A 25,281-nucleotide genomic window follows, 5' to 3' on the forward strand; every position below is an offset into this window, starting at 1 on the left:
AACGTAACATTACGAATACAAATTGTTACATTTTTAAATAAAAATCTTTGGTAAGCGCGACATAGGCGTCGGTGTATTCGTGCCGGCCGATTTCAATGGTAAGTTCGTCGGTAAGTGGGGTGGACTTCGTACGTGCGAACTGAAGCAGGCTACGCTTGATCTCGGAGGTGGGACTGCCTTTTACACGGGTGATACGCTGTGGATATAGTTTAAAGGAATCCGCCAGTTGCAAAAATGCGGCTTCTTCTTTATACGGAATAATGGTGGCAAAGGTACCTTCGGGAGCCATTAGCTTCGCTACGCCTTCCAGGAGTTCGTCAAAGGGGAGGGATTGGTTCTGCCTCGCGTTGTCACGGGAAGCATTCCCGCTGGAAACCTCTTCTGTGTAAAAAGGGGGATTTGAAACGACCAGCTCGTAGGGGTCTTCCCATTCCTCTACAAACTCGTCAAGCCCTGCGTGATAGCAAAAGAGCCTATCGCCCCAATCGGAGGCTTCAAAATTTGATACGCATTGCTCGTAGGCGTCCTCGTCGATCTCTAGGGCGTCAATGGTATCTGCTAGGCTGCGTTGTGCCATCATAAGGGCTATTAGGCCTGTTCCCGCGCCAATATCCAAAATGGATTCAGGAGCGCTTTCCAAAGAGGTCCAAGCGCCCAATAATACACCGTCGGTGCCCACTTTCATGGCACAACGGTCTTGATCTACGGTAAATTGTTTGAATTTGAAGGGTTTCATTCTATAAGGGCGTTTCATCCGTTTAGTGCCTTCCGTTCTCAGGAGAGGTCCATGGGCTGAAACGGCTGATTGTATTTTGTATGTTTAAAAGACAAGTGAAATATCGGAATATAATTTCAATGCAGGCCGCTTTTTGTTACAGCTGACATAAAAACTTGTCACTAGGGTTGAAAATACTTAATTTTCTTGTGATAATTCGTTCCTTTATGAATTATGGTTTTTCTTTTTTAGGGGATGGTTTTCCTTAAAAAAGCAAAATACGACTCAAACCAAAATATATACTCAAATGCAAAACGATTCAAAGTCCGGAAGGCGCAAGTTTTTAAAGAATACCCTAGCGGTGGCCGCAGGGTCAACACTGATTACGCCCTCGCTTTTTGGGGCTCCGTCCATTTTAAAACATTACAAAAAACCGAATTCCAGATTTAACGGGGTGCAAGTCGGGGTCATCACCTATTCGTTCAGAAGTATGGAAGACCAAAGTGCGGAAGCAACCCTAAAGTATATACTCGATTGTGGGATCAGTGCCATTGAATTGATAGGGGACCCTGCCGAAACCTTTGCGGGAAGGCCTGAGAACAAGCTGGATCGATCGGTGTTTTTTGGGTTGATGAAAAAGAAACGCAGTGGTAGCATTAGCGATGACGAAGCCAAACAACTTGCCGAAATACAGGCCGAGCAGGCAGCTTACAACACGCAGGTAGGCCAATGGCGAAAGACGGTGGATATGAAAAAGTTCGAGCAGTTCAGAAAGATGTACAATCGCGCCGGGGTCGATATTTACGCCTTTAAGCCACGGAACACCTTCGGAAAGAACAATTCCGATGCCGATATCGACTGGGGAATGAAGACGGCCAAAGTTTTGGGAGCCAGCCACGTTACCGTAGAGCACCCTGGTGATGATGCTACTACGCTCCGCTTGGGCAATTTTGCCAAAAAACACGGTATTTACATTGCCTATCACGGTCATGAACAGCAAACACCGACGTTATGGGATACGGCTTTGGAACAATCGAAATACAACGCCCTGAACCTTGATCTGGGCCATTTTGTGGCCGCTGGCAACACGGCGCCGCTAGAAATAATAAAAAGCAAGCACCAACATATTAAAAGTATGCATTTAAAAGACAGGCAGACCCCTGAGCACGGCAAGGGCAATCTGGTATGGGGAAGTGGCGATACCCCATTGGCCGGGGCTTTGCAATTGATGCGTGATGAAAAATATGCGTTTCCCGGAACCATTGAACTTGAGTATAATGTGCCCGAAGGCTCAAATGCCGTGGCCGAGGTTCAAAAGTGTGTGGCTTTCTGTGAAAAGGCCTTAAGTAAATAGAAAGGAATAGGGTAGGTCTGGTCGAATTAGGTCGGGTTTACCCTAAATAAAGTTCTACTAGACCGTCGGGAGTGCTTACATGGATGGCTTTATTGTCGCGGTCCACTTTTTTTACGATCTGGTCTATGATGGGTACGAGAATTTCTTTCCCGTCTTTATCGATCTCAAAAATGGCTTGTGAGGTGGAATCGTTCACCCCGGTAATTTTTCCGATGTTGCCATGAACTTCGTCCAATACGTCAAAACCGATAACTTCGTGAAAGTAGAATTTATCGCCTTCCAGTTTTGGAAGGGCCGATAAGGGCAGGTAGAGTTCGTGGCCCATGATGCGGTTGGCCGCCGCCTCGTCTTTCACCTCTTCAAAATCGATTCGTAAAAGTTCCGATTTGTGCAGGCGACATCTATCAATAAAAAATGGAACCAGTGTATTGCCTTTCATCAAGACAAAAACTGATTCCATGTTTTCGTATATCTCAGGTTCGTCGGCATCTAGTTTAACTAGTACCTCACCCTTGAAACTATATTTTGAAACGATCTTACCGAGGTAGAAACAATCTTCCTTACGCATCCGTTTCAAAATTTATTTATTCTTCTTCCTTAGAGGCTTCTGCTTCTGCGGCCGGAGCTTCTTCGGTTGCAGCAACTTCTGCTTCTGCTTCTTCACCTTCAGGTGCTTCTGGCAAGGCAGCTTCGGCAGCGGCTTGGGCTCTCTTGTCGTTTACTTCTTTTTCGGCTTTCAAGGCTTCGGCTCTCGCTTTTTCCTTTTCCTTGTCAAGACCATCTACCTTAGAGGCGATCTTGTTTTCTTTTTCTTCCAACCAAGCCTTGAATTTTTCTTCGGCTTGCTCTTCGGTCAAAGCGCCCTTGCGAACACCTCCCAATAGGTGGTGCTTTAAGAGAACGCCTCTGTAAGAAAGGATTGCTTTGGCAGTATCGGTAGGCTGGGCACCGTTCTGTAACCATTTTACTGAACCGTCAATGTTCAGGTCAATGGTGGCAGGGTTGGTGTTTGGGTTGTAAGTGCCCAATTTTTCCAAGAATTTACCATCTCTTTTTGCGCGGCTGTCGGCAGCAACGATCCAATAGAATGGTTTTCCTTTTTTACCGTGTCTCTGTAATCTAATTTTTACTGGCATATCACATTAATTTGTAGGGTGCCCGACCCTTGTTATTAATTCATTTTAAATTTTTCCCTTTAAAAGGGGTGCAAATATAGAATTTCTTTTTGAGGTAAGCACTCTTGGTCTGAAGAAAAATACAAAGGAAAGCGACTTTTTTGAAGGAAGGCGTATTGTGGTTGTAACTATCATCGAACTAGGGGTTTGTGGGTCATTGGGCAGGGACTTTTGCCTTCGTTGATAACTCTTGACAAGTCATAGGGCTTATGAGCGCTCTTTTTACGTAATTTTACCTTCTCTTTTTTAAGCTCAAACACGAACTTTTATGTACCTCATTTTTGATACGGAAACCACCGGACTTCCCAAACGTTGGGATGCACCCATAACCGATACCGACAACTGGCCGCGCTGTATACAGATCGCTTGGCAGTTGCATGATGAAATGGGGCGGTGTATAGAGCATCAAGATTACCTAGTGCGTCCCGATGGCTTTAATATCCCCTATGATGCCGAGCAGATCCACGGAATTTCCACGGAGCTCGCCGAACAACAGGGGGTTGCCTTGTCGGAGGTCTTGGAGAAGTTCAACATCGCCATGTCGAAGACCAAGTTTATCGTGGGGCAGAACGTTGGCTTTGATGTAAATATTATGGGGGCGGAATTCCACCGTATGGGCGTTGAGAACCCCTTGCAGGAATTGCCGGTTTTAGATACCTGTACCGAGCATACGGCACAATTGTGCCAGATACCGGGTGGACGCGGGGGCAAGTTTAAGCTTCCTACCTTGACGGAGCTGCACCAGTTTTTGTTCGGGGAACCTTTCGGGGAAGCGCACAATGCCACGGCCGATGTTGAGGCCACTACGCGTTGTTTTCTCGAGCTTATCCGTAAAGAACAATATACCGCTGAACAGTTAGATGTTCAGCCCGATTATTTCAAGAATTTTTCAGAGGCGAATCCGCAAGAGATCCAGCTTATCGGATTGAAGCATATCAACCTTAAAAAGGCTTCCAAAAAAATAGCGGATGCCCTTTGGGAAAAAGATACCGGTGGGGTGTCGCAAGAGGAAATAGAGGAGAACCTGGCTACTTTGGAGTCGGCCAGTTTCGCCCATTTGCACAACCATACCCAATTTTCCATACTTCAGTCCACCATAAGCGTACCCGATTTGATCGCGGCTACGGCCAAGGCTAAAATGCCCGCCGTTGCCATGACCGACCACGCGAATATGATGGGCGCCTTTCACTTTGTCAATGGGGTGCTCAACCACAACAAAGGGGTGGTGGCCCGTAACGAGGAGAACCTGAAGCGTTATGAGGCAACACGGAACGGAACCCTTGAAGAAGGCCAGGAGCCGTTGAACGAATTGCCCGAACCTGAATTGGAGATAACCCCGATTATCGGTTGTGAGTTTCAGGTCTGTGAAGACCATACCAACAAGTCGCAAAAAGACAACGGGTATCAAATTGTGATGCTCGCCAAGAGCAAAAAGGGCTACTTGAACTTGGCAAAAATGTCTTCCATTGCCTTTGTTGACGGAAAATATTACGTACCCCGAATCGATAAAAAAATCGTTGAGCAGTACAAGGAAGATGTAATGGTGCTGACGGGTAACCTTTATGGTGAGGTGCCCAGTAAGGTATTGAACGTAGGGGAGAAGCAGGCGGAAGAGGCCTTGATATGGTGGAAAGAGACTTTTGGGGATGACCTCTATATAGAGATCATGCGCCATGGTCAAGAAGATGAAGACCGTGTAAACCAAGTGTTGATACAGTTTGCCAAAAAGCACAATGTAAAACTGGTCGCCACCAACAATACCTATTATGTAAACAAGGAAAACGCATATGCGCACGATATTTTGCTTTGCGTTAAAGACGGTGAGAAACAGTCTACACCTATAGGTCGGGGCCGTGGCTATCGTTACGGACTTCCCAATCAAGAGTATTACTTCAAGTCTTCCGAAGAAATGAAGGAGCTCTTTAAGGATATTCCCGAAGCCATTATCAATATTCAGGAAATCGTTGATAAGGTAGAGACCTTTACCTTGGCGCGTGATGTACTCTTGCCGGCCTTCGATATACCTGAGGAATTCCAGTTTGAAGAAGATAAGCTGGACGGGGGGAAACGCGGGGAAAACAAGTACCTGCGCCATATTACCTACGAAGGGGCCAAAAAGCGATATGGGGAAATAACGCCAGAGATAGACGAGCGACTAGACTTTGAGTTGAAGGTAATCGAGAAAACCGGGTATCCGGGGTATTTCTTGATTGTGGAAGATTTTATTCGGGCGGCGAGAAAGATGGACGTTTCGGTGGGTCCGGGCCGTGGTTCCGCGGCGGGTTCGGCCGTGGCCTATTGCTTATGGATTACCAATTTGGACCCGATCAAGTACGACCTGCTTTTTGAGCGCTTCTTGAACCCCGACCGTGTGAGTATGCCCGATATCGATATCGACTTTGATGACGAGGGGCGTAGCCGTGTGATGGACTATGTAATCGAAAAATACGGGGCCAACCAGGTAGCACAGATCATCACCTATGGTACCATGGCCGCCAAATCGTCGATTCGCGATACGGCAAGGGTATTGGACCTGCCCTTGGGCGATGCCGACCGTATGGCGAAGCTGATCCCCAACATGTCTAAACTGAAAAAGATTATCGGGGTAGATGAAAAGGTGTTGAGGAGCAAGTTCAATAGCGAAGAGCTTGAAAAAATAAACGAACTCTTGAATATTTCCGAGGGTGACGGACTTGAGTCGGAGACCTTGAACCAGGCCTACGTTTTAGAGGGGTCGGTGCGTAACACCGGTATCCATGCCTGTGGGGTGATCATTACCCCCGATGATATTACCAAGTTCGTTCCTGTGGCCCTGGCCAAGGATTCCGATATGTACTGTACCCAGTTCGATAACTCGGTGGTGGAAAGTGCGGGACTGTTGAAGATGGATTTCTTGGGACTCAAGACCTTGACCTTGATCAAGGATACCGTAAAGATCGTAAAGGCGAAGCACGGTATTGAGTTGGATCCCGAAAATTTTCCGCTTGACGACGAAAAAACATACGAGCTTTTCCAAAGGGGCGAGACCATTGGGGTGTTCCAATACGAATCGCCCGGTATGCAAAAGCACATGCGTGCGCTGAAACCTACGGTTTTTGCGGATTTGATCGCTATGAACGCCCTCTATCGTCCCGGGCCTATGGAATACATTCCTAGCTTTATCGCCCGTAAACATGGTACCGAGGAAATTGTATACGACCTCGATGCCTGTGAAGAGTACCTCGCCGAAACCTATGGTATTACGGTATACCAAGAGCAGGTGATGCTCCTCTCGCAAAAACTGGCCGACTTTACCAAGGGTGAGGCCGACGTCTTGCGTAAGGCCATGGGTAAAAAGCAAAAGCACGTACTTGATAAAATGAAGCCCAAGTTCATTGAACAGGCTTCTGCAAAGGGACATCCGGTAGATAAACTGGAAAAAATATGGAAAGACTGGGAGGCCTTTGCCGCCTATGCCTTTAACAAATCGCATTCTACCTGTTATGCGTGGATCGCATACCAAACGGCGTATTGTAAGGCCCATTATCCGGCCGAATATATGGCTGCCGTGCTGTCGAACAACATGAACGACATCAAGCAGGTGACCTTCTTTATGGAGGAATGTAAGCGTATGGGACTCGACGTTTTGGGTCCCGATGTCAACGAATCGTATTATAAGTTTGCGGTGAACGATGCCGGTGCCGTCCGTTTTGGAATGGGGGCCATTAAAGGTGTGGGCCGAGGTGCGGTAGAGACCATTGTTGAAAGTAGAAAAGAAGGAGGACCGTTCAAGTCGGTCTTCGATTTTGCCAAACGTATAGATTTGCGTGCCGCCAATAAAAAAGCCTTTGAGAACCTTGCGGTGGCCGGGGGCTTCGATTCCTTCGGGGATACGCACAGGGCCCAATATTTTCACGATGAAGGGGACGGCATTACCTTTTTGGAAAAGACCATAAAGTACGGAGCCAAGTTTCAGGAAAGCGAAAATTCTAGCCAGGTAAGCCTTTTTGGCGATGCCAGTGAGGTGCAGATACCGGAACCGCAAGTACCGCCATGCGAAGAGTGGGGTACTATGGAGAAACTACGGCGCGAGAAAGAAGTGGTGGGGATCTATATCTCAGGTCACCCCTTAGACGATTTTAAAACCGAAATCGATGCGTTCTGTAATGCAAGCTTGGCGAACCTGAGCGATCTTGAAAGTGTGGTAAACCGAGAGTTGGCCTTTGCGGGAGTTATTACCGACGTGCAACATAGGGTTTCAAAGAACGGAAAAGGCTGGGCGTCGTTTACGGTAGAAGATTATTCGGAGTCCTTCGAATTCAGGATTTTTGGGGAAGAGTACCTAAAGTTCCGCCATTTCCTTATGATCAACTCCTTCGTTTATATCAAGGTCTTTGTTCGTGAAGGATGGATGAACCGTGATACCGGTAAAAAAGGAGATCCCCGTATACAGTTCAATAGCTTTATGCTGCTTCAGGAAGTAATGGAAACCTATGCCAAAAAACTTACGATCAAGCTCAATATCGATGACCTAAAGGAAGAAGATATCCATCAATTGAAGGACACCCTATTGTCGCATACGGGCAATCATCCGTTGAATTTTGTCGTGTATGAAATGGAGGAAGAAATCAAGGTGAGTCTAACAAGCCGAAAGCAAAAAGTGCAGATTAGCAGTGAACTGTTGGCAACACTAAGGGAAAATGAGGTGCATTATAAGCTAAATTAGGGGATTACCTGTGCAATTTAACGTTATAGATTACGTTGATAGTGCAATAGCTAAAACGAATGTATCCTTAGTAAGGAAACCCTAAGATATTTGACTAAGTTTGCATAATATATCTAAAATTATAGAATCATGGCATTAGAAATAACAGATGCTACTTTTGACGAAGTAGTTTTGAAAAGTGATAAACCGGTAGTAGTGGATTTTTGGGCAGCATGGTGCGGACCTTGTAGAATGGTCGGCCCTATCATCGAAGAAGTGAGCGCCGAATATGACGGTAAAGCCGTTGTAGGTAAAGTAGATGTGGATGCAAACCAAGAATTTGCCGCCAAATACGGTGTCCGTAACATCCCAACAGTATTGGTATTCAAGAACGGGGAAATCGTTAACCGTCAGGTTGGGGTTTCACCAAAGAAAGTTTATACAGACGCGATTGACGCAGTTTTATAAGGTACTTTTTCCTGAAAAAGGGAGATTATAGAGGAAATCCCGCTTATGGCGGGATTTTTTTATGCCTAAAATTTCGCAGCTAGCGATTACGGTTTAATGTTTATCTTAGTCATATGAACCTGCAGTCAGAACTAAACAATGCCAGCCTTTTTCAAAACCTAGAGCTCTTGGCCAACCAAGTAGTGGAAGGTTTTATCAGTGGTATACACAAGAGTCCGTTCCATGGTTTTTCGGCCGAGTTTGCCGAACATAAGATCTACAATGTAGGGGAGAGTACCAAGCATATAGATTGGAAGCTCTTTGCCAAGACCGATAAGCTGTATACCAAGCGCTATGAAGAAGAGACGAACCTGAGGTGCCATATGATCTTGGACAGTTCGGCATCGATGTACTATCCCGAGGTCAAGAACCTAAGCCTGGGCAACCTGAATAAAATCGGTTTTGGGGTGCTGGCCATAGCCGCCCTGATGAATATTCTTAAGCGGCAGCGCGATGCGGTCGGGTTGAGTGTATACTCCGATAGCTATAATTTTTATGCCCCGGAAAAGGGGAGTGAAAGGCATCATCAAATGCTATTGGCCAAACTGAGCGAGCTAAGTCAGGAGACCAAGCCGGCCCAACAGACCGAAACCTACACCTATCTGCACCAGATTGCCGAGAATATAAAACGGAGAAGCCTGATTTTTCTTTTTACCGATATGTTTCAGACCGCTGCGGATGACGAAAAAATTTTTGAGGCCCTCCGACATTTGAAATACAACAAGCACGAAGTAGTATTGTTTCACCTTTTAGACCGGTCTACGGAGTATCACTTTAATTTCGACAACACCCCCAAGCGCTTTTTAGATGTGGAAACGGGTGAATATATCGATTTGTATTCCAGTAATATAAAGGAAGCCTACGAGCGTAGTGTTACCGCCTATTTTGAAGATTTAAAGCAGAAATGTATACAGTATAAGATCAAATATGTAGAGGTTGACGTAAAGGGCGATTTCTCGAAAATACTCAACACCTACCTAGTAGAAAGGCATAAATTTGTTTAATGACGAAATTTTTTATCAAAAATTGTTTGTGCAATTGAAATAGCGGTGTATATTTGCACTCGCTAAACGCCACGGTCTGGTAGTTCAGTTGGTTAGAATACCTGCCTGTCACGCAGGGGGTCGCGGGTTCGAGTCCCGTCCAGACCGCGAAAGCCTTCAACGCAAGTTGGAGGCTTTTTTGTTTTCTGCTCCTGTGGCGAAATAGGCGGCGAAATCATTAGGCGCCAAGACAAAAACCACCCTGTCTACTACTGGGGGGCAGTGAACCACCACCAAAGTAGAAACTCAATCTTTATCCGTAATTAGTGTGTCGTTGGCTGTGTTCGGTATAGGATTATTTTTCTTAGTACTAAGTACTAAGTATTTTGTACTCTCTACTTTGTACTCTCTACTTTGTACTCCCTACTTAGTCCTGACTACTTTGTACTAACCACTATCTCCTCCTTTACAGATTTCCGTAAGCTTAAAAGCGGGACTTTATCTAGATTTGTAGTTCACCAAAATTCGTCCCGTGTTTAGAAAAATCATACTTTTTGCCGTATTCTTCCTTTCGCTGACGGTCGTTGCACAAAAAAGCGAGATCCAACTGGTTTCATGGAATATTCAAGACTTTGGAAAGACCAAGAGTAGCGAGGAGCTGGAGCAAATGGCCGAGCTGGTCAGGGAATATGATATTCTCGCTATTCAAGAGGTAGTTGCCGGTTATGGCGGAGCCCAAGCCGTGGCCAAACTATCGGATATCCTGAACCGAAAGGGCGCTAAATGGGACTACCTTATCAGTAACCCCACCAACAGTCCTAAATACGTCACGGAGCGCTATGCCTTTATTTGGAAGACGAAACACATTAAGATCAAAAACCGGGGGAAACTCATTCAGGAATTGGATAGCCTTATTGATAGGGAGCCTTTTTTGGTGGACTTTTTTATTGGGGACAAAAAGTTGAGCCTGATCAATTTTCATTCTAGGCCGTATAATAAAAGACCGGAGGCGGAAATAAAGGCCCTGACCCATTATATTGCCGAAAACTTTACGAACCCTACCATTCTAGCAGGGGATTTTAACATTAACGAGGCCATGTCGGTTTTTGATACTTTTAAACAAAGCGGATACCGCGCCTGTGTTTCCGATACGAAGACCACCTTGAAAAGGGCGTGTAACGGGTATGGTTACCTGAATCACCCCATAGATAATATGTTTTATTCCGAAGATATCTTAAAGACCGACAGTGGGGTACTCGATTTTATACGTATTTGCGACAACTTGGAAATGGCAAGACGTTTATCGGATCATTTGCCTGTTTTTTTGAGGTTTCGTTTGGAGTAGTTACCCTTGGTTTGATCGGTTTTTTCTGAACATAGTCTTGGCCTACAGTGGGCGTAATACAAAAAAGAACGGCACAGGGCCGTTCTTTTAAGAAAGGTCGGTTTGGTGTTTAATCTTCCCAGCCGCACAAGCCTCGCCCTATTTCCTTGGCTTGGTGGAGGGGTACTTGGTAAATACGTGTGGAACAGCGCGACAATCCGCGGCAGTTTTTTACGTAATGGTATTTTTTGCTTCCCTTTCCCTTGCAGATATAAACGGTGGTTTCGTTTGGTGTAGACGGCCCGAAAGACAAAAACAATAATGCTAGAAGAACTTTACTCATTTTCATAAAAATCTACGGTTTGCAATAGGGGAGCTTCAAATTGGTAAATGTCTTCCAAGGCACCTAGGGCCTGTCTGGTTTCGCTCTTGTCTTCATTGATAAGGCCCAGGTATTTGATAGTGCCGTTAAAATGAAGTCTACAAAGCGGTTTTCTATTATTGTTGTCCAATAAGATTCCAAAATACGATTGGGTATCCCTATGGGCAATTCTGTCAATGGCAATTTTTCGCCTTAGAATGGCAACTACAATTCGAAAACCTTCGAGTTCTTCCTCGGTCGTAACGATTTTACTGATTTCTTCGGGCTCTTGCTCTTCCTCTTGCTGTTGTACCGCTTCCTTACTTAAGGCCGCATTTAGACGGTCGTTTACTTTTTCGCTAATGGTCTGAACGAAGGCCTTGCCTACCAACTCGGTAAATTCTCCCATTACTTTTTCCGTGAGCCGACCGGTATAGACCTCGCTGGCAAACAGTTTTACGAAATGGTGTGAGGGAGATTGTAGCTCATCAGCAATAAGCTTTTTGATTTCTTTGGTATACTTTAAGGAACTGGCATTGTCCACAATTTTGTTTACGTCAAAATTGGACTTGTGAAACTTTGCTATTTCGTGAACCGTGTTTTCTTTTAGTTCGGTGATATTGAATTCAAGAAAAGGTTTTTCATCCATTTTATTGGCGGCTTCCAAATCAGTATAGAAGCGATATTCTATTCCGTTGGTCAATAGGGCAAACCTTGTTTTGGTGGTATGGAAATACCGGAACAGCTGTGAATTATGGGAATTGAGTTTTTCTTTCCAATTTTTACATTCAATAATGATTATGGGCTGATCGTCTTGAAAAATGGCATAATCTACCTTTTCGCCTTTCTTGAGTCCAAGGTCGGCCGTGAACTCTGGCACGACTTCGGTGGGGTCAAAGGTGTCATACCCCAACAAATTGATAAACGGGAGTACAAAAGCGTGTTTGGTAGATTCTTCGGTGTCTATCTTCCCTTTTAACTTGGCGATTTTTTCGGCAAGGGCCTTAAGTTGGTTTTGGAGTGGCATAGTTTTAATTTAGAGGTTAAGAATATGAGTCTTGAATTCTATTTAGTGCTTGGGGAAGCGTCTAGTTTTTACACCCGTTTTTGCTACAGGTGATAGGTTTGCTCGTATTTGTCCAATGGCTCGGGCGCTCGGTCGTATCAAAACCGCACCCTGTGGTTCCTCCTTTTAATCCTTGGTGGATCTCTCCTGTGGCTATGTGTTTTACTGGCATGGTCATCTCTGGTTTTAGTTAGTGATGGTTAAATGTAAAACCATTGAAAGACAATTCCTTACGTAAAACCGTAAAGGGCGAAAATTGTTTCGTATAAATTGTAAAAGGGTGGGCTCCCTTCGGTCGGGTCCCTGCTATAATAAGTGACTAGCCGTTTTTTGGGCTGTCCCTTTGGGAAAGGTGTTTCCTTATCATGTTTAAAAGACCGAACCCGCAAATTTGATGATCCCCCAACCACCTCATAGGCAGGCCGGTCTTATGCTTAATTATGGCATTCTTTGCAACAACGAATACAGGCACCGGTTTTTTTATACATTTTACCGGCTTCCATGACCGCTCCCTGACAGGTGGGGTGAAAGCCCAGGTCGGTCTTGCTTAAGATAAAGGCAAGCAAATTACAGTTGTGCTTGTGTACTTCGTAATTGCCGTTGCTTTGTCTGGTGTTGTTTACGTAATATTTGATCATCGGGTAATTTTCGGCCAAACTAATACCATTAATAGATAATCCCTTACGGATTTCCGTAAGGGATTAAAAAATTGGTCGGGCGGTTAGAAATTTGTAATACAGAGGTGTTATATCCTGCCTTCTTTGATCAGCTTGGCTATAAGATGTTGGATGTTTTTGGCCCCGAAGGCGTCAAACAAGCGGCTTACTTTTTTATCGATGGTACTTTCGCTATTGGGCGAAATGTTTTGACGTTTGAGTTTTTCCGAGATCTCTTTTTTGGTCAAGCCTTCGGCTAGGTCTTGCAAGATCATACGGTCGTACTTGTCCAGTTCAAAAATAGTGTTGGCACTATTCAGGTTGATCTGGGGGGAAACATAGGTCCTGTTCTGGTAGGCCTCTTGTATGGCGGTCACCAGTTCGTTGAGTCCGTTACGGCCTTTACAGACATAGGCATTTATCTTCAGATCGGTAAAAAGCGGATTGATCTCGACCGGATTGTCTATCATTGAATTGACAATGACCTTTATGTTCGGGTCGATGTCCCTGACCGCCTTTATAAGGGCCTGGCCTGAAGTCAGTTTACGGGCCGCGGGCCCTTCTTTGAACGAAAGGTCGGTTATTAAAAGCTCATAGGGCTCCCCTTCGTTAAAGGCTAGTTTAAACCTGTTGTACGCTTTGTCACAATAAAGTTCTTCTTGTATTTCTTCAATCTGCAGTCGATTTTCAAGGGCGTTAACGATGCCTTTGTTCGTGTCTTGGAAGTCTTCTGCAATCAGTATTTTTTTGAACATAGTCTGCACTATTTAATTCGGAATTTCAATTTGGGCTCTAAAACCATCGCCCTTTTCTGAATCAAAAGTAAGACTTCCATTGATGGCTAGAATACGCTTTTCCGTATTCCATAGTCCATTTTTATGATTTAAATTATTTTTTGAGGCTCCTTTACCGTTGTCGGTGTAGTTGACTTTTAGCTTTGTTTTCAAGGCTTCAAAGTGTATGGAGACCACTGTGGCCCCGCTGTGCTTCTGCATATTGATCATAAGTTCTTGAAGTACCTTATACAAGGTTTTTTTGCTTAGTTCCGGTAGTTTGCCCCAATCGATTTCAGTACTTCCTGTGACGATCAATTGGGTGTTTCTACAGTAGCTGCTCAGCATACCGAAGAGGACTTCCTTGAACTTTGGCCCGGTGTCGATGTCGTTGATTTTCCTTGAAAAATTCCTGCTTTGGTTGTAGAGGCCATCGATGACGTTCAGAACCTCGGTATTGGGCGCCCCGTTTTGCAGCAATACCATGGCATGGTTTAACTTGCCTGCAAAATCGTCGTGTAGTTTTCTCGACAGTTCTGCTTCGGTGGCATAGGTGGCTTCTATTTTTGCCGTTTTATTTTCTTGTTTTAGGCGCTTGGCGCGCTGAACCGAAAAGAAGCCCGTGAAAACGGAAATGAGTACGATCAAGGCCAGGCCCGAGTAGGATATAATCTTTTGGTTGCGTTGCTTGGCCGCTTCCAAAAGGTGTTCGGCACTCTCCTTTTCTAAATGGAGAATGGATTCTTGCTTTAGCTTGTCGTCGTACCTGTATTTGGCAAATTGGGTCTTTACTTTTAATTCTTGGTCGTACAGGCTATCCTGCAAAAACACATAGCGGTCCCTTATTCCGATAGCGTTGGGTGCGAGTTGCATAAGCTGTTTCAGGGCATCTTTTTCCGCCCGTGGTATTTTTAACGATTTGGATAGCTGTATGACCGAATCAAGATACGAACGGGCCTTTACAGGATTGCTTTTACTGTGGAATTCCCCCAAATGGGTATAACTGGCAATCTGCCCCCTTTTGTCCTTTTGCTGAATTCGTATGGACAAGGGTTCTTCAAAGGCTTCCTTTTTTACAGGAAGGCCCGATAACCATCTGGCATAGGCCAAATTGTCCAAGACCCGGGCGTAATGTTTTTGATTTCGGCCCAAGGTGCTGTCCTTTACTATTTTGTTCAACAGTTCCATGGCCTTGTCGAAGGACTTGCTATCGATATAGGTGGCTGCCAAATTGTTCTCGTAAATCAGGCGGTCATGGGCGCTTTCTTCAATGTGTATGGCTTTTTGGTAGTAGTCTATGGCATCGGAAAAGTTCAGTAGCTTTCTATGGTTGGTAGCCAAAGCGTTGTAGCAATGGGCTACTTTTTTAGGGTTTTTTAAAAATTTTAAGGCGTCGGTCAGGGTTTCTTTGCTTCCGAAAAAATCGTTGTTGTTTTTTTGAATGGTGCCTATGTTCAGCAGGTTGATACCAATTCTACTGCTGTCCTTCAACTGCGTATAGTATTCTTTTGAAAGGGAATAGTTTTCAATGGCCTTGTGGTAATCGTGTTCCACTTCTGAGAAATAATAGCCCATTAGGTAGTATTGTTCCGCCAAGACAGAAGCTTTCTTGACCTTCGGGGCGTGGTTTGCCAATTGATCGTGGTATATACGTAAGCTGTCGTATTCCTTTGAAAGCAGGTGTAACAGACTCTTTTGAAAGAGAACAGGGCCGTACAGACTGTCTTCAACGTCGTTTTTTAGATGTTGGTACGATTGGTTGATGGCTTGGTAGCGTTCTTTTACGGAAAGTGTTTTTTCCTTGGCACGCTTATAGTGAAATAAGGCACTGTCGGCATCCTTGCCCTCTTGGGTGAGGGGGGCATCATGCTTTGATGTGCAGCCGAAAAACAAAAAACAGAACACGATTAGTGCGAACCTATTCAATGGCGGGAAGTATTAAGAGTTGAACATAAAAAAAGCCATACCCGAAAGTATGGCTCAAATTACTGAATTTAATCGTTATTTTCCTTATCCTCTTGGAGGGTCTGTTGGCGGATCGCCGTCATCCCCTTCCGTTGCTTGAATATGGTAAAGCTCATCGGTGTCTGCCGTAGATGGGCTGGAGCATGAAAATAAAAATCCGTTCATGATTACGACTAAGGTCGCTATATATACTTTTTTCATCGTTTTGTTATTTTTTGGACATAGCTGTGGCTGTCCAGATTAGTATTTGGTCTGATGGGCACCGGATTAAAGGCGCTGAAAATGAAGGGGCGTCCCCCAGGTTTTTGGAAAGTGGAAATCTTATGCGGAGGTCTTAAGCCGCTTTCCATTCGACTTAATTCTTGCCGCATTATAGATTTCCGTAAAAATGATTTCTATAGAAAGGCTATGTTAGCAAAGCATAGCGGTTACCATTCTTGGGGCAAATTAAATTGAAGCTGGGGAGGTGGTTGCAGACACGGATCGGACTTGTGTTCGACATGTTTTAGACACCAATAAAATCAGGGGTTTACAGAGGTTGGTGTTAGGGGCGGATCTATCTAAAATTTGTATTTTTAGGATTATGGACGATAATAGGATCAAGAAAATTGTTCAAGAGGCTTTTGACAAGGCAAGGGAGAAATCCGTATCAAAGGCAAAATATGCCTTGGCCAAACAGATAAGTGAAGAGGTAAACCTTAGTTCCAAAACTGTTGAACGGGCTTATGATCGTTATATCAATGGAAAAGAAAATCTCGGCCCGCAAAATCAGGAAACCATTGATGAATTATGTAGGTACATTGGATATAGAGATTATGCCGATTATGTGGATCGAAACTACGGTTCACGGAAAAAAAGGGAGAAGAAACCCTCGATAATCGATGAAGGAAGAAAGGGGGTTTCAAAAACATGGATTTATGGGGCCATAGCGATAATCGCCATGGGAGGCCTTGTTTGGATGGCCTACACTAGCCTTATTCCCGAAATAGGAAGCTACAAAGGGGCGAACCAGTTGTGTATGACTTGGGCCGACTCCTTATATCTTGAGGTAGATTGTAACCACATTCCGTTTTCACCACAGGGTACCAAGGTAGAACCCTTGGATCCGGTGAGGTTGGCCACTTTCAAAAAGGTAAAGGTCTCACAGTCGTACCCCTTCTTTAAAAAGGATACGGGCGAACCCTTGGTCTGGTATTTTAAGAATAAAGATGGTAGGATGGAGTATTATACGGCCCCGGGCCTGCATCCCACCAATGGGGAGACCTTGCGTAAAATCACTCCCTATATCATTCAGAAGTACGTTCCGCTACATAGTACCCGGGAAGATTCTTTTGTTCGGTAGAAAGGCCGGTGTATACCCAAAAGTTTAATGGGGCATGGCCCTGATAATCTTCTCCATCTCCACCTTTGATGGTCGGGGTCTTTTTCTGAAGGCATTCGATTTGCCGGTCTCGCGATCAAACTCATCGGGCGTCCTAAAATCGGGTAGGCTATCTTTTGATGTCTTTCTAATACGGTTCATTTCTGAACGTAGGGTTTTTAGGGTCTTTTGGTGATCGTGGTCTTCGGCCAGGTTTTTAAGTTCGTAAGGGTCGTTTACCACATCGTAGAGTTCCTCGCTTGGCCTCGGGCTTACAAAACAGGCCAATTGGGCTTCGTTGAGTTCGCCTTTTTTCTTTAGTTCGCGCATCGATTGAAAGGTTCCGCCCACGAAGGCATCTGCGGAAGGGGTGTTGGGCAAGTCCGTATAGAAATTGCGTATGTACTTAAATTCTTCCGTTCGTACGGCCCGTGTGTAGTCTTCGTAATCGTGCCAATGGTCCTCGGCATAGACCAAATCCCTGATTTTTGCCTTGGGGTCTTCCAGTAGAGGGGAAAAATCCTTCCCTTCAAAACTCGGTAAGGCTTCCAATCCGGCAAGTTTTAGGAAGGTAGGGGCAATGTCTATCGCGCTCACCAACTTGGTGTTGACGGAATTAGCTTCTACTTTTTTCGGCCATTTTACGATCCATGGGGTTTTTATTCCGCTGTCATAAAGGGTCGTCTTATCACGGGGGAAGGGCCTGCCGTTATCGCTAATGAATAAGATTATGGTGTTGTCGGAAACGCCTTGCCTGTCTAGTTCGGCCACTACTTGGCCCACATAATTGTCAAGTCGGGTGATCTCGTTGTAATAATGGACAAAATCTTCACGTACTTCCTTGGTATCGGGAAAGTAGGGAGGGAGTACTACGTCTTTCAAGGCATGGGGATTCGCAATGATATCATCGTCATAAGGCCTGTGTGGGTCGACCGCGGCCAGCCATAAAAAGAAGGGGTGGTCTTGGGGCCTTTGTTTAAGCACGGGAACCCATTCCTCACAACCGCTGCCATCACCCTTCTGTTTTGTTTTTTCGCCGGTGGGCGATAGTTGAAAACCGTGGGTGCCTACGTCTTTTACCAGGTCGAAGCGCGTTTTTATGGAATCGCCCAAATGCCATTTTCCCGCTTGTGCCGTCCAATATCCCGATTTTTTCAGCTGCTCGACAAAGGTAATCTTGCTTGTCGGTAGCGGCCAATGCAGCTGTTCCGCATCGGTATTGTGGGGGTAGAGACCGGTGATGATACTGGTTCTACTGGGGCTGCACGAACTGGTGGTCAAGAAGGCATTGTCAAAACGCATACCGTCTTTGGCCAGTTGGTCGATGTTGGGCGTCTGTATGTTGGGGTGGCCATAGGCTCCGCTATCGTCCCAGGCCATATCATCGGCGATGATAAAAACAATGTTCGGGCGTTCTTGGGCAGGCTTTGCTTCCTCTTTTTTCTTCTCGGTACAGGAGCAGACCCATAAAAGACTTGAGATCAATAAGAGCAGTAAATGACTTTTGCGCATGGTGGTTTTATTTAGAATAAGGTCTTAGGTTTACCCTTAACAGGGCATCGTCGGCGGTGATGAATAAGTATCTACCGTCATCACTGAATTCGCAATTGCCGGTATTTTTATCGGTTCTGATCGTTCCTAAATGCTTTCCCGAAGGGGAAATCACCAATACCCCATCGGGTCCCGCCAAGAAAATATTTCCCTTTTTGTCAATCTTCATACCATCGGGCGATTGCTTGCTAATGCTTGCATCGTGAAGGGCGGTAGCATCAAAAAATATCCTTTTGTTGCTTACTTTTCCATCCCCAATAATATCATAGGCCTGGATCTTCGGTTGTTCTTTAAAAGAATCGGCAACATAGAGGGTTTTATTGTCGTTAGATACCGCAATGCCGTTCGGGGCCTTTATCGAATCGTCCAAGAGCACTACTTCTTTGTCCTTTCCATAGAAATACACCCCGTTAAAACCGATGGCACTTTCACCCTTGCCCAGTCCGAAAGACGGATCGGTAAAATAGAGGTTTCCGTGAGCGTCATAATCGAGGTCATTGGGCGAATTAAAGGGTTGGCCTTTATAGCCGGTTACTATGGGGGCGAACTTTGGATGTAGTGAATCGCGTAAGCTGGTAAGCTTACTGATTCTGCGGTCGCCTACTTGGCAAATCACCAAATCACCCTGTGGGTCGAGAATGAGTCCGTTAGAACCCTTTCCCGTATTGCCGTTCGGGATTCCGGTACCTCCGGAAGGCGCCATGTAGAGACTCAATCCATCTATATCGTGCCATTGGTAAATTTTGTTTTCGGGAACATCGGAAAAAATGAGTTTTTGCTCTTTCGGAAGCCATACGGGACCTTCTGACCAATTGAAGCCTTCGGCCACGAGTTCAATACGGGCATGTGGCGATACCAGTGAGTCGAATTCGGGGGCCAAGCGTTCGATCCATCCGTAAGCGGGATATTTTTTTAGGGAATCTAAGACGGCATTGAATTTTTCTTTCAATCGTATTTCATCGGGAGACAACTTAGCGTCGGTCAGTTCGTCTTTTTCCAATACATCCTTCCTTGTATTGTAAAAGCGCCCATCACCGTAAAGTTTATAGTTTTCGTTTAAGACGAATTCTGCGGGGGCAAATTGTTTTTTGTCCCAGCCCGGTTTGGGGTCGTAGCTCATAAATACCCAATCTCTGCGCTGTACGGGTTCTCCTTTGAGAACGGCCAGGAAGCTTTCGCCATCGGTATGGAGGCCTTGGGGCTTTGGGGTCTGGGTCGCTTCAAGGATGGTCGGCATAAAATCGATGGCATCGATGAATTCGTTCGATATGGTTCCTGCCTTAATGTGTCCCGGCCAGTTGGCAATAAACGGCACCTTGATACCCGCTTCGGTGGTCAGGCCTTTTCCGCCTTGTACCGTTCGGTCTCCCATTTTTGAAAAGATGCTTTGGTGGGTACCGTTATCGGAATACAACATGAGCAAGGTGTTCTCGCGAAGTCCTTTCTTCTCAAGATGGGCCACGATGTCACCAATGATCTTATCTAAGTATTCCACCATATCCTTAAAATATACGGTCTCGTCGTTCAATCGTTTTTCGGCGTGTTTCCAATCCTTACTGTTTGGGGTGGGATTGAATGGGCCATGGGTCAATGCCATGGGGTAATACACAAAAAAGGGCTTGTCGGCCTGACGGTCAACAAAGTCATTTAAGTATTTTGAGAAAATATCAGGACCGTATTTTTCCTCGGTATCTTTTAAAAACTCACCGTTTTGATAAATGGTCGGGTTGGCAAAACGAGAGCCTTTATCTTCCGTATGGAAGGCGTGGAACATGCTGTATTCGTCAAAGCCGGCATCTTCGACCTTCATACCGATTCCTCTCCTGTGTTCGCCTCCGGGATAGCCGGGCGGGTCATAACTCTGTAGTTGCCATTTGCCCACCATACAGGTGGCGTAGCCCGCATCTTGCATGATATGACCAAAGGTTTTCTGTTTGGGGTTTAAGATCCCGAAGGCTTCCCAGTTCCGAAAGTTGTATTGCCCCGTCATAAGTTTTACACGCGTGGGGGTACAGAGGGGTTGGGCATAGGCTTGATTGAACTGCATGCCCGTTGCCGCAAGTTTATCGATGTTGGGGGTATGGTAGGAAGTTCCACCGTAGCTGCCAATACCTTCGTAACCTAGGTCATCAACCATGATCAGAATCACGTTTGGGCGTTTGTCGGCACCGCTGTCCGCTTTTTGGGCGTAACATGAAAAGGACAGGAAGAATGGGAAAAGTAAAAAATAAATGGTTTTCATAGGGTGGCGATGGCTTGGTTATTGGTTGAAAAATAAGGCTTAGAAGGGGAAGAGTTCCGATTCTTCGCTGGCATTTTCCATAATCTGCTTCATTTCCGTAACTATTTCGGGGTGTTGGTCGGCCAGATTATGGGTTTCCTCGGGGTCATCGGCCAGGTTATAGAGTTCGAATGGGCCTTGCGGTTGTTTGTTGAAATTGTAGATTACTCCTTTCCAATCCCCCTTGCGAACGGCTTTACGGCCGTTTTGAATGGAAAACTCCCAATAGAGGTACTCGTGCTGCTTTTGGTCTTTTTTTCCGAGTAGGGTGGGAAGGAATGAAATACCATCACTACTTGCCGGCACATCGGTATTGGTGATTTCCGCGAGTGTTGGCATAAGGTCCCAAAATGCGGAGACGTGGTCTGAGGTGGATCCGGCTTTTATTTTATTGGGCCAAACCGCTAGAAAGGGTGAACGGATACCTCCTTCATAAAGGTCCCTTTTGATTCCTTTTAAGCCACCGCTACTGTTAAAGAATTCTGGGTCTGCACCTCCTTCGGCGTGGGGACCGTTGTCACTGGTGAACATTACGATGGTGTTGTCGGCAATACCGAGCTCATCTAATTTATCCAATATCTGTCCTACATAAACATCCATACGGTATACCATGGAGGCAAAGGCGGCATGTGGCTTGAGTTGTGGGGCATACTCTTGGGGAACGATATCCGGCCCGTAGTCGGAGGTATATAAATTCTCCGCTGTATACGGGGTTTCTTCGTATTTGTCCTTGAACTTGTCAAATATGGAATCATTCGGTGAAATTAATTCCGCATGTGGCAGAACGAAGGGCACATAGGCAAAAAAGGGTTTTTCTTTGTTGGTCTCGATAAAGTTTAAGGTAGCGGCCTGAATTTTGTCGGGAGCATAGGTCTCTGTCTTGGTCCAATCGTTCCCTTCGAGCAAAACCTTTTCTTCGTTGTGCCATAAGTGGGTCGGGTAATACCTGTGGGACATACGTTGGCAATTGTAGCCGTAGAATTCGTCAAAACCTTGGGCTACGGGGTCGCCTTCCGTACCGATGAATCCCAATCCCCATTTTCCGAAAGCTCCTGTAATATAGCCTGCTTTTTTCAACATCTCGGCAATGGTCACCGAATTGCCCGGTAGGGGCGTTTGCCCCTCGCCTTCCAACTCCATGTTGCCCCTTATGGGGGTGTGGCCGGTATGTTGTCCGGTCATGAGGGAAGAACGGGCCGGGGCGCAAACGGGCGCACCGCTGTAATGTTGGGTAAATTTCATCCCCCTTTGTGCCAATTCGTCTATACGGGGCGTTTCAAATTTTTCCTGGCCGTACGAACTTAAGTCGCCATAACCGAGGTCATCGGCTAGAATATAGATGATATTCGGTTTTTGTTGGGCGTTTGCCGTGGTTGTAGTTACGGTTTTGGTTTCTTCTTTGCACGCACCTAAGCTTAGTAAAAGGGAAAAAACAAAAAGAATGGATAGGTTGGGGACAAAACGTAATCTCATAGTGGTATTCATTTAGGTTTTAAAAGGGTACGATCAATTTTTTAGGGTCGACAACTATTGGGTATAGCTATACGATTCGTTTCATATGTTAAAGGAAAAAGATACCGAGCAATGTAGCTATTTTACCTCGTATAGGTTAGTCCCGTGATCATATGTTGCATAATTATAGCAAATTAATCATAAGTTCTGTGGATTTTGTACTCCACAATACATTTCTTGTATTCTTATGTACAGGTGTTCAGTTCTTTCAAATTATCTTTAGCCTTGTTCATTTCGAATTATAATTCAATAAAAGTTTGATGGTCAAGTTTCAATTAAAGTATGGTTTTATACTCATTCTTTTCATCCTATCGCTTACTTCAATGCAATCACAATCTTCCGGTGCTATCTCGGGAAGGGTGCTTTCGGCGGAAAAAGAAGCCTTGGAAGCCGTTGCCGTGGTATTGCTCGGGGTAAAGGATTCCACTTATGTGGATTATACCATTACCGATGCGAATGGGGATTTCAACATAAGCGAGGTGCCCAAGGGGAATTATATCCTTAATATTTCGTCCTTGGGATACCTTTCGGTGTATAAGGATCTGTCGTACACGGGGGAAGCCATTGCTTTGGGAGACCTCATTTTAAGGGAAGACACTTATGAGCTCGAAGGGGTGACCTTGACCGCCGTAGTGCCGGTGCAAATCAAACAAGATACCATAGCCTTTAATGCCAATTCGTTCAAGGTAGATTCCGATGATAACTTAGAGGAATTGTTGAATAAAATTCCAGGTATGGAAATCGATTCCGACGGAAAGGTCAATGCCCAAGGCAGCGAGGTGACCAAAATTATGATCGATGGGAAGGAATTCTTCGGAGGGGATCCTTCCATCGTACTAAAGAACCTGTCCGCAGATGCCATTGCCAATGTTGAGATCATCGATCAGAAGAGCGACGAATCGGAACTCACGGGCGTGGCGGACGGAAACAAGGAGGTGGTCATCAATTTTACCTTGAAAGAGTCGCGAAAAAATAACGGCTTCGGAAAGATCTCTGCCGGAGGCGGATTGGATAATCGGTATTTTGGGAATTTGAATTACAACAAATTTACCTCTAAAACCCAGTTTTCGGTTATTGGTAAAATCAATAACATCAATATAACCGGGTCGAATATCCAAGATTTTTTAAAGAATGCCGACGGTGTTGATGGCGATGGCGACGATGAAGAAGAGCAGAACTCGGCGCAAAGGACCAAAAGCCTCAGCGGATATCTGAATACGGCCGTGGCCGGGGTGAACGTGGGGCACGAGTTCAAGGAAAAGGAATCGTTGAACGGCGATTATTTCTATAACTATTCTAAGAATGACGGTAGCTCCCTTTCTAAGCGTATCACTTTTTCGAATGCCAATAACTTTGATTATGAGGCCGAAAACGAATACATCAACACTAAGAACAACCACAACCTGAACCTCGATTATAAAAACAAGTCGAACCCTAACAACAGTCTTATCGTAAAAGGCCAGTTGATCTCAGATGAGGTCAATAGCTATTCCAACCGTAAGGGGAGGTATTTCAAGGAGGAAGGACTAAGCACTAAAAATGACAATCTATCTACCGTTGATAGAGATAGAAAAAGAGGCAATATGGCCCTTAATTTCTATCAAAAACTGCGTAAAAAGGGGAGGAGCCTAGCGACTGGTCTGAAAACTACCTTTAATCGGTCTACCATGAAGAACGATCAATATACTTTGATCACAAGGCAGGTCAATACCCAAAATGAATCGGTGAAGGAGCTGAATACCCTACGGGATCAGAAACTGAATACTTCGGCAATCAATTTCAATTTTAAATATACCGAGCCCCTTGGGGGAAACCATTATTTGAAGTTGGAGTCGTATATGGGGAATAAAATCGATAGGGAAAACGTCTATCAGAATAAGACGACCATTACTTCCAGTAACAAAGAAGAAATCTTACAGTACGACTACGACCATAACGAAAACAATTATCAGACCCGCTTGGCACATAGTTATAACGTGGGGACCATCAATACCTATGCGGCCATGGAACTGCAAGACATCGTACGTTCTTTTGGCGTGGTCAATGAAGCGTCGATGACGACGGACCGCTTGTTCGTCAACCCGATAGCAACGGTTCAATATATCCCAAAAAGGGGAAGGAAGTATAGATTGAGCTATAAAAGGAACGTTCGTACGCCACGACCTACAGAAAGCTCGACGGTGGTCAACGACCTAAATCCTTTTTCCATTAGAAAGGGAAACCCCGACCTGGTTGCCGAAAAGATAGATGCCCTTACCGTATCGGCCATTGTTCATGACTTTAGGTCGTCTTTGAGTTTTAATACACGGTTACAGTACCAATACACCAAAGATGCCATTATAAAAAGTGTTGATGTGGATGAAGACTACGTTAGAACCCTCAGCTACCAAAACAACGGCATCAAACGTCGGCTTAATACTTCCTTGGGCTTTAGCCAAAAACTAAAAGGTCTGGGACTACGATATTCCATCCGTAACCGTAACTTTTTCAATACGAACAATGCGATTATCAATTTTCAGCTTAATGAGGTGACTTCCCGAGATTTTCTGGTAAGTGCAACCCTAGAGAACAATAACAAAAGTATGGTGGACCTTAAGGCGGGGGCTACCTATAGCGTTAACAACACCTCTTTTTCCATAGAACACGATTTGGACCGGAAGTATACCAAGCAGCAGTATTTTTCAATGCTCGATTGCGATTTGGGCGAAAAGGTGAATTTCAATACCCAATTCGATTATTTTATTTATACCGATAATGCCTTTGCCTCAAACGAAAATATCCCCCTGTGGAATGCCACGGTGTCGTATGCCTTTACAAAACAGAAAAACCATGTTTTAAAACTGTTGTTCATTGACCTGCTCGATAAAAATATAGATATCTACAGGCGGAGTACGACCAACTACTTTGAGGAAACGACATCTGAAAGTTTGGGCCGTTACTTTATAGTGAGTTATATGCACAAGTTGAACAACCGGCCACGAAAGGGATAAAGGAACAAAAATGAATTCAGTATG

Annotated in this window: 20 protein-coding genes and 1 tRNA gene; 8 read left to right on the forward strand and 13 right to left on the reverse strand. The window is 45.0% G+C overall.

The annotated features are described in order from the left end of the window. Window positions 1–25: 25 nt before the first annotated feature. Window positions 26–736: a tRNA1(Val) (adenine(37)-N6)-methyltransferase gene (locus ZOBGAL_RS10270; protein ID WP_046287443.1), complete on the reverse strand. Its 711-nt coding sequence runs from the start codon at window positions 734–736 to the stop codon at window positions 26–28. 286 nt (window positions 737–1,022) lie between these two features. Between ZOBGAL_RS10270 and ZOBGAL_RS10275 the strand changes: the two genes are divergently transcribed. Then, the gene (locus ZOBGAL_RS10275; protein ID WP_013993532.1) at window positions 1,023–2,069 is read left to right on the forward strand and encodes a sugar phosphate isomerase/epimerase family protein; all 1,047 of its coding nucleotides are present in this window, start codon (window positions 1,023–1,025) and stop codon (window positions 2,067–2,069) included. 37 nt (window positions 2,070–2,106) lie between these two features. Here ZOBGAL_RS10275 and rimM read toward each other — a convergent pair whose 3' ends face one another. Together rimM and ZOBGAL_RS10285 are read right to left on the reverse strand one after the other, a co-directional pair. Then, window positions 2,107–2,637: a ribosome maturation factor RimM gene (gene rimM, locus ZOBGAL_RS10280; protein ID WP_013993533.1), complete on the reverse strand. Its 531-nt coding sequence runs from the start codon at window positions 2,635–2,637 to the stop codon at window positions 2,107–2,109. A gap of 16 nt (window positions 2,638–2,653) precedes the next feature. Further along, a complete protein-coding gene (locus ZOBGAL_RS10285; protein WP_013993534.1) occupies window positions 2,654–3,205 on the reverse strand; it encodes a 30S ribosomal protein S16 in 552 nt (183 codons plus the stop codon). A 307-nt stretch (window positions 3,206–3,512) separates the two neighbouring features. On the opposite strand from ZOBGAL_RS10285, the gene dnaE reads away from it, so the two are divergent. From dnaE to ZOBGAL_RS10310, 5 genes are all read left to right on the forward strand, one after another. Next, complete coding sequence (gene dnaE, locus ZOBGAL_RS10290; RefSeq protein WP_013993535.1) at window positions 3,513–7,949, forward strand: DNA polymerase III subunit alpha; 4,437 nt, start codon at window positions 3,513–3,515, stop codon at window positions 7,947–7,949. A gap of 129 nt (window positions 7,950–8,078) precedes the next feature. Next, complete coding sequence (trxA, locus tag ZOBGAL_RS10295; RefSeq protein WP_013993536.1) at window positions 8,079–8,396, forward strand: thioredoxin; 318 nt, start codon at window positions 8,079–8,081, stop codon at window positions 8,394–8,396. Window positions 8,397–8,509: 113 nt separating this feature from the next. Further along, a complete protein-coding gene (locus ZOBGAL_RS10300; RefSeq protein ID WP_013993537.1) occupies window positions 8,510–9,439 on the forward strand; it encodes a DUF58 domain-containing protein in 930 nt (309 codons plus the stop codon). 73 nt (window positions 9,440–9,512) lie between these two features. Further along, a tRNA-Asp gene (locus tag ZOBGAL_RS10305) sits at window positions 9,513–9,586 on the forward strand. 364 nt (window positions 9,587–9,950) lie between these two features. Next, on the forward strand, window positions 9,951–10,763 hold the full coding sequence (locus ZOBGAL_RS10310) for an endonuclease/exonuclease/phosphatase family protein (RefSeq protein WP_013993538.1): 813 nt from the start codon (window positions 9,951–9,953) through the stop codon (window positions 10,761–10,763). A gap of 109 nt (window positions 10,764–10,872) precedes the next feature. On the opposite strand, the gene ZOBGAL_RS10315 is transcribed toward ZOBGAL_RS10310, so the two are convergent. From ZOBGAL_RS10315 to ZOBGAL_RS23565, 7 genes are all read right to left on the reverse strand, one after another. Beyond that, window positions 10,873–11,091 carry a hypothetical protein gene (locus ZOBGAL_RS10315; protein ID WP_013993539.1) on the reverse strand — a complete coding sequence of 73 codons (219 nt, stop codon included), beginning with the start codon at window positions 11,089–11,091 and terminating at the stop codon, window positions 10,873–10,875. Beyond that, on the reverse strand, window positions 11,078–12,130 hold the full coding sequence (locus ZOBGAL_RS10320) for a type I restriction endonuclease (protein WP_013993540.1): 1,053 nt from the start codon (window positions 12,128–12,130) through the stop codon (window positions 11,078–11,080). The genes ZOBGAL_RS10315 and ZOBGAL_RS10320 overlap by 14 nt, the downstream gene beginning before the upstream one ends. Before the next feature lie 61 nt (window positions 12,131–12,191). Further along, the gene (locus tag ZOBGAL_RS23685; protein WP_088696398.1) at window positions 12,192–12,341 is read right to left on the reverse strand and encodes a hypothetical protein; all 150 of its coding nucleotides are present in this window, start codon (window positions 12,339–12,341) and stop codon (window positions 12,192–12,194) included. A gap of 262 nt (window positions 12,342–12,603) precedes the next feature. Further along, a complete protein-coding gene (locus tag ZOBGAL_RS10325) occupies window positions 12,604–12,807 on the reverse strand; it encodes a hypothetical protein (RefSeq protein WP_046287444.1) in 204 nt (67 codons plus the stop codon). 107 nt (window positions 12,808–12,914) lie between these two features. Then, window positions 12,915–13,580, reverse strand: coding sequence for a helix-turn-helix domain-containing protein (locus ZOBGAL_RS10330; RefSeq protein WP_013993543.1), 666 nt, complete (start codon window positions 13,578–13,580; stop codon window positions 12,915–12,917). Between the two features lie 12 nt (window positions 13,581–13,592). After that, a complete protein-coding gene (locus ZOBGAL_RS10335) occupies window positions 13,593–15,524 on the reverse strand; it encodes a sensor histidine kinase (protein ID WP_148560703.1) in 1,932 nt (643 codons plus the stop codon). A gap of 84 nt (window positions 15,525–15,608) precedes the next feature. Further along, window positions 15,609–15,764, reverse strand: coding sequence for a hypothetical protein (locus tag ZOBGAL_RS23565; RefSeq protein WP_013993545.1), 156 nt, complete (start codon window positions 15,762–15,764; stop codon window positions 15,609–15,611). Between the two features lie 382 nt (window positions 15,765–16,146). On the opposite strand from ZOBGAL_RS23565, the gene ZOBGAL_RS10345 reads away from it, so the two are divergent. Next, window positions 16,147–16,905: a hypothetical protein gene (locus tag ZOBGAL_RS10345; RefSeq protein WP_013993547.1), complete on the forward strand. Its 759-nt coding sequence runs from the start codon at window positions 16,147–16,149 to the stop codon at window positions 16,903–16,905. 24 nt (window positions 16,906–16,929) lie between these two features. Here ZOBGAL_RS10345 and ZOBGAL_RS10350 read toward each other — a convergent pair whose 3' ends face one another. Genes ZOBGAL_RS10350 through ZOBGAL_RS10360 form a run of 3 tightly spaced genes read right to left on the reverse strand, consistent with a single transcriptional unit; the run spans window position 16,930 to window position 22,228 of the window. Beyond that, on the reverse strand, window positions 16,930–18,435 hold the full coding sequence (locus ZOBGAL_RS10350) for a sulfatase family protein (RefSeq protein WP_013993548.1): 1,506 nt from the start codon (window positions 18,433–18,435) through the stop codon (window positions 16,930–16,932). 7 nt (window positions 18,436–18,442) lie between these two features. Next, window positions 18,443–20,716: a sulfatase-like hydrolase/transferase gene (locus ZOBGAL_RS23045; protein ID WP_013993549.1), complete on the reverse strand. Its 2,274-nt coding sequence runs from the start codon at window positions 20,714–20,716 to the stop codon at window positions 18,443–18,445. A 39-nt stretch (window positions 20,717–20,755) separates the two neighbouring features. Further along, the gene (locus ZOBGAL_RS10360; RefSeq protein ID WP_046287446.1) at window positions 20,756–22,228 is read right to left on the reverse strand and encodes an arylsulfatase; all 1,473 of its coding nucleotides are present in this window, start codon (window positions 22,226–22,228) and stop codon (window positions 20,756–20,758) included. Between the two features lie 299 nt (window positions 22,229–22,527). Between ZOBGAL_RS10360 and ZOBGAL_RS10365 the strand changes: the two genes are divergently transcribed. Further along, complete coding sequence (locus ZOBGAL_RS10365; protein WP_013993551.1) at window positions 22,528–25,257, forward strand: outer membrane beta-barrel protein; 2,730 nt, start codon at window positions 22,528–22,530, stop codon at window positions 25,255–25,257. The last annotated feature ends 24 nt before the right edge of the window (window positions 25,258–25,281 follow it).

Source organism: Zobellia galactanivorans (assembly GCF_000973105.1).
In the GTDB taxonomy this organism is placed as follows: domain Bacteria; phylum Bacteroidota; class Bacteroidia; order Flavobacteriales; family Flavobacteriaceae; genus Zobellia; species Zobellia galactanivorans.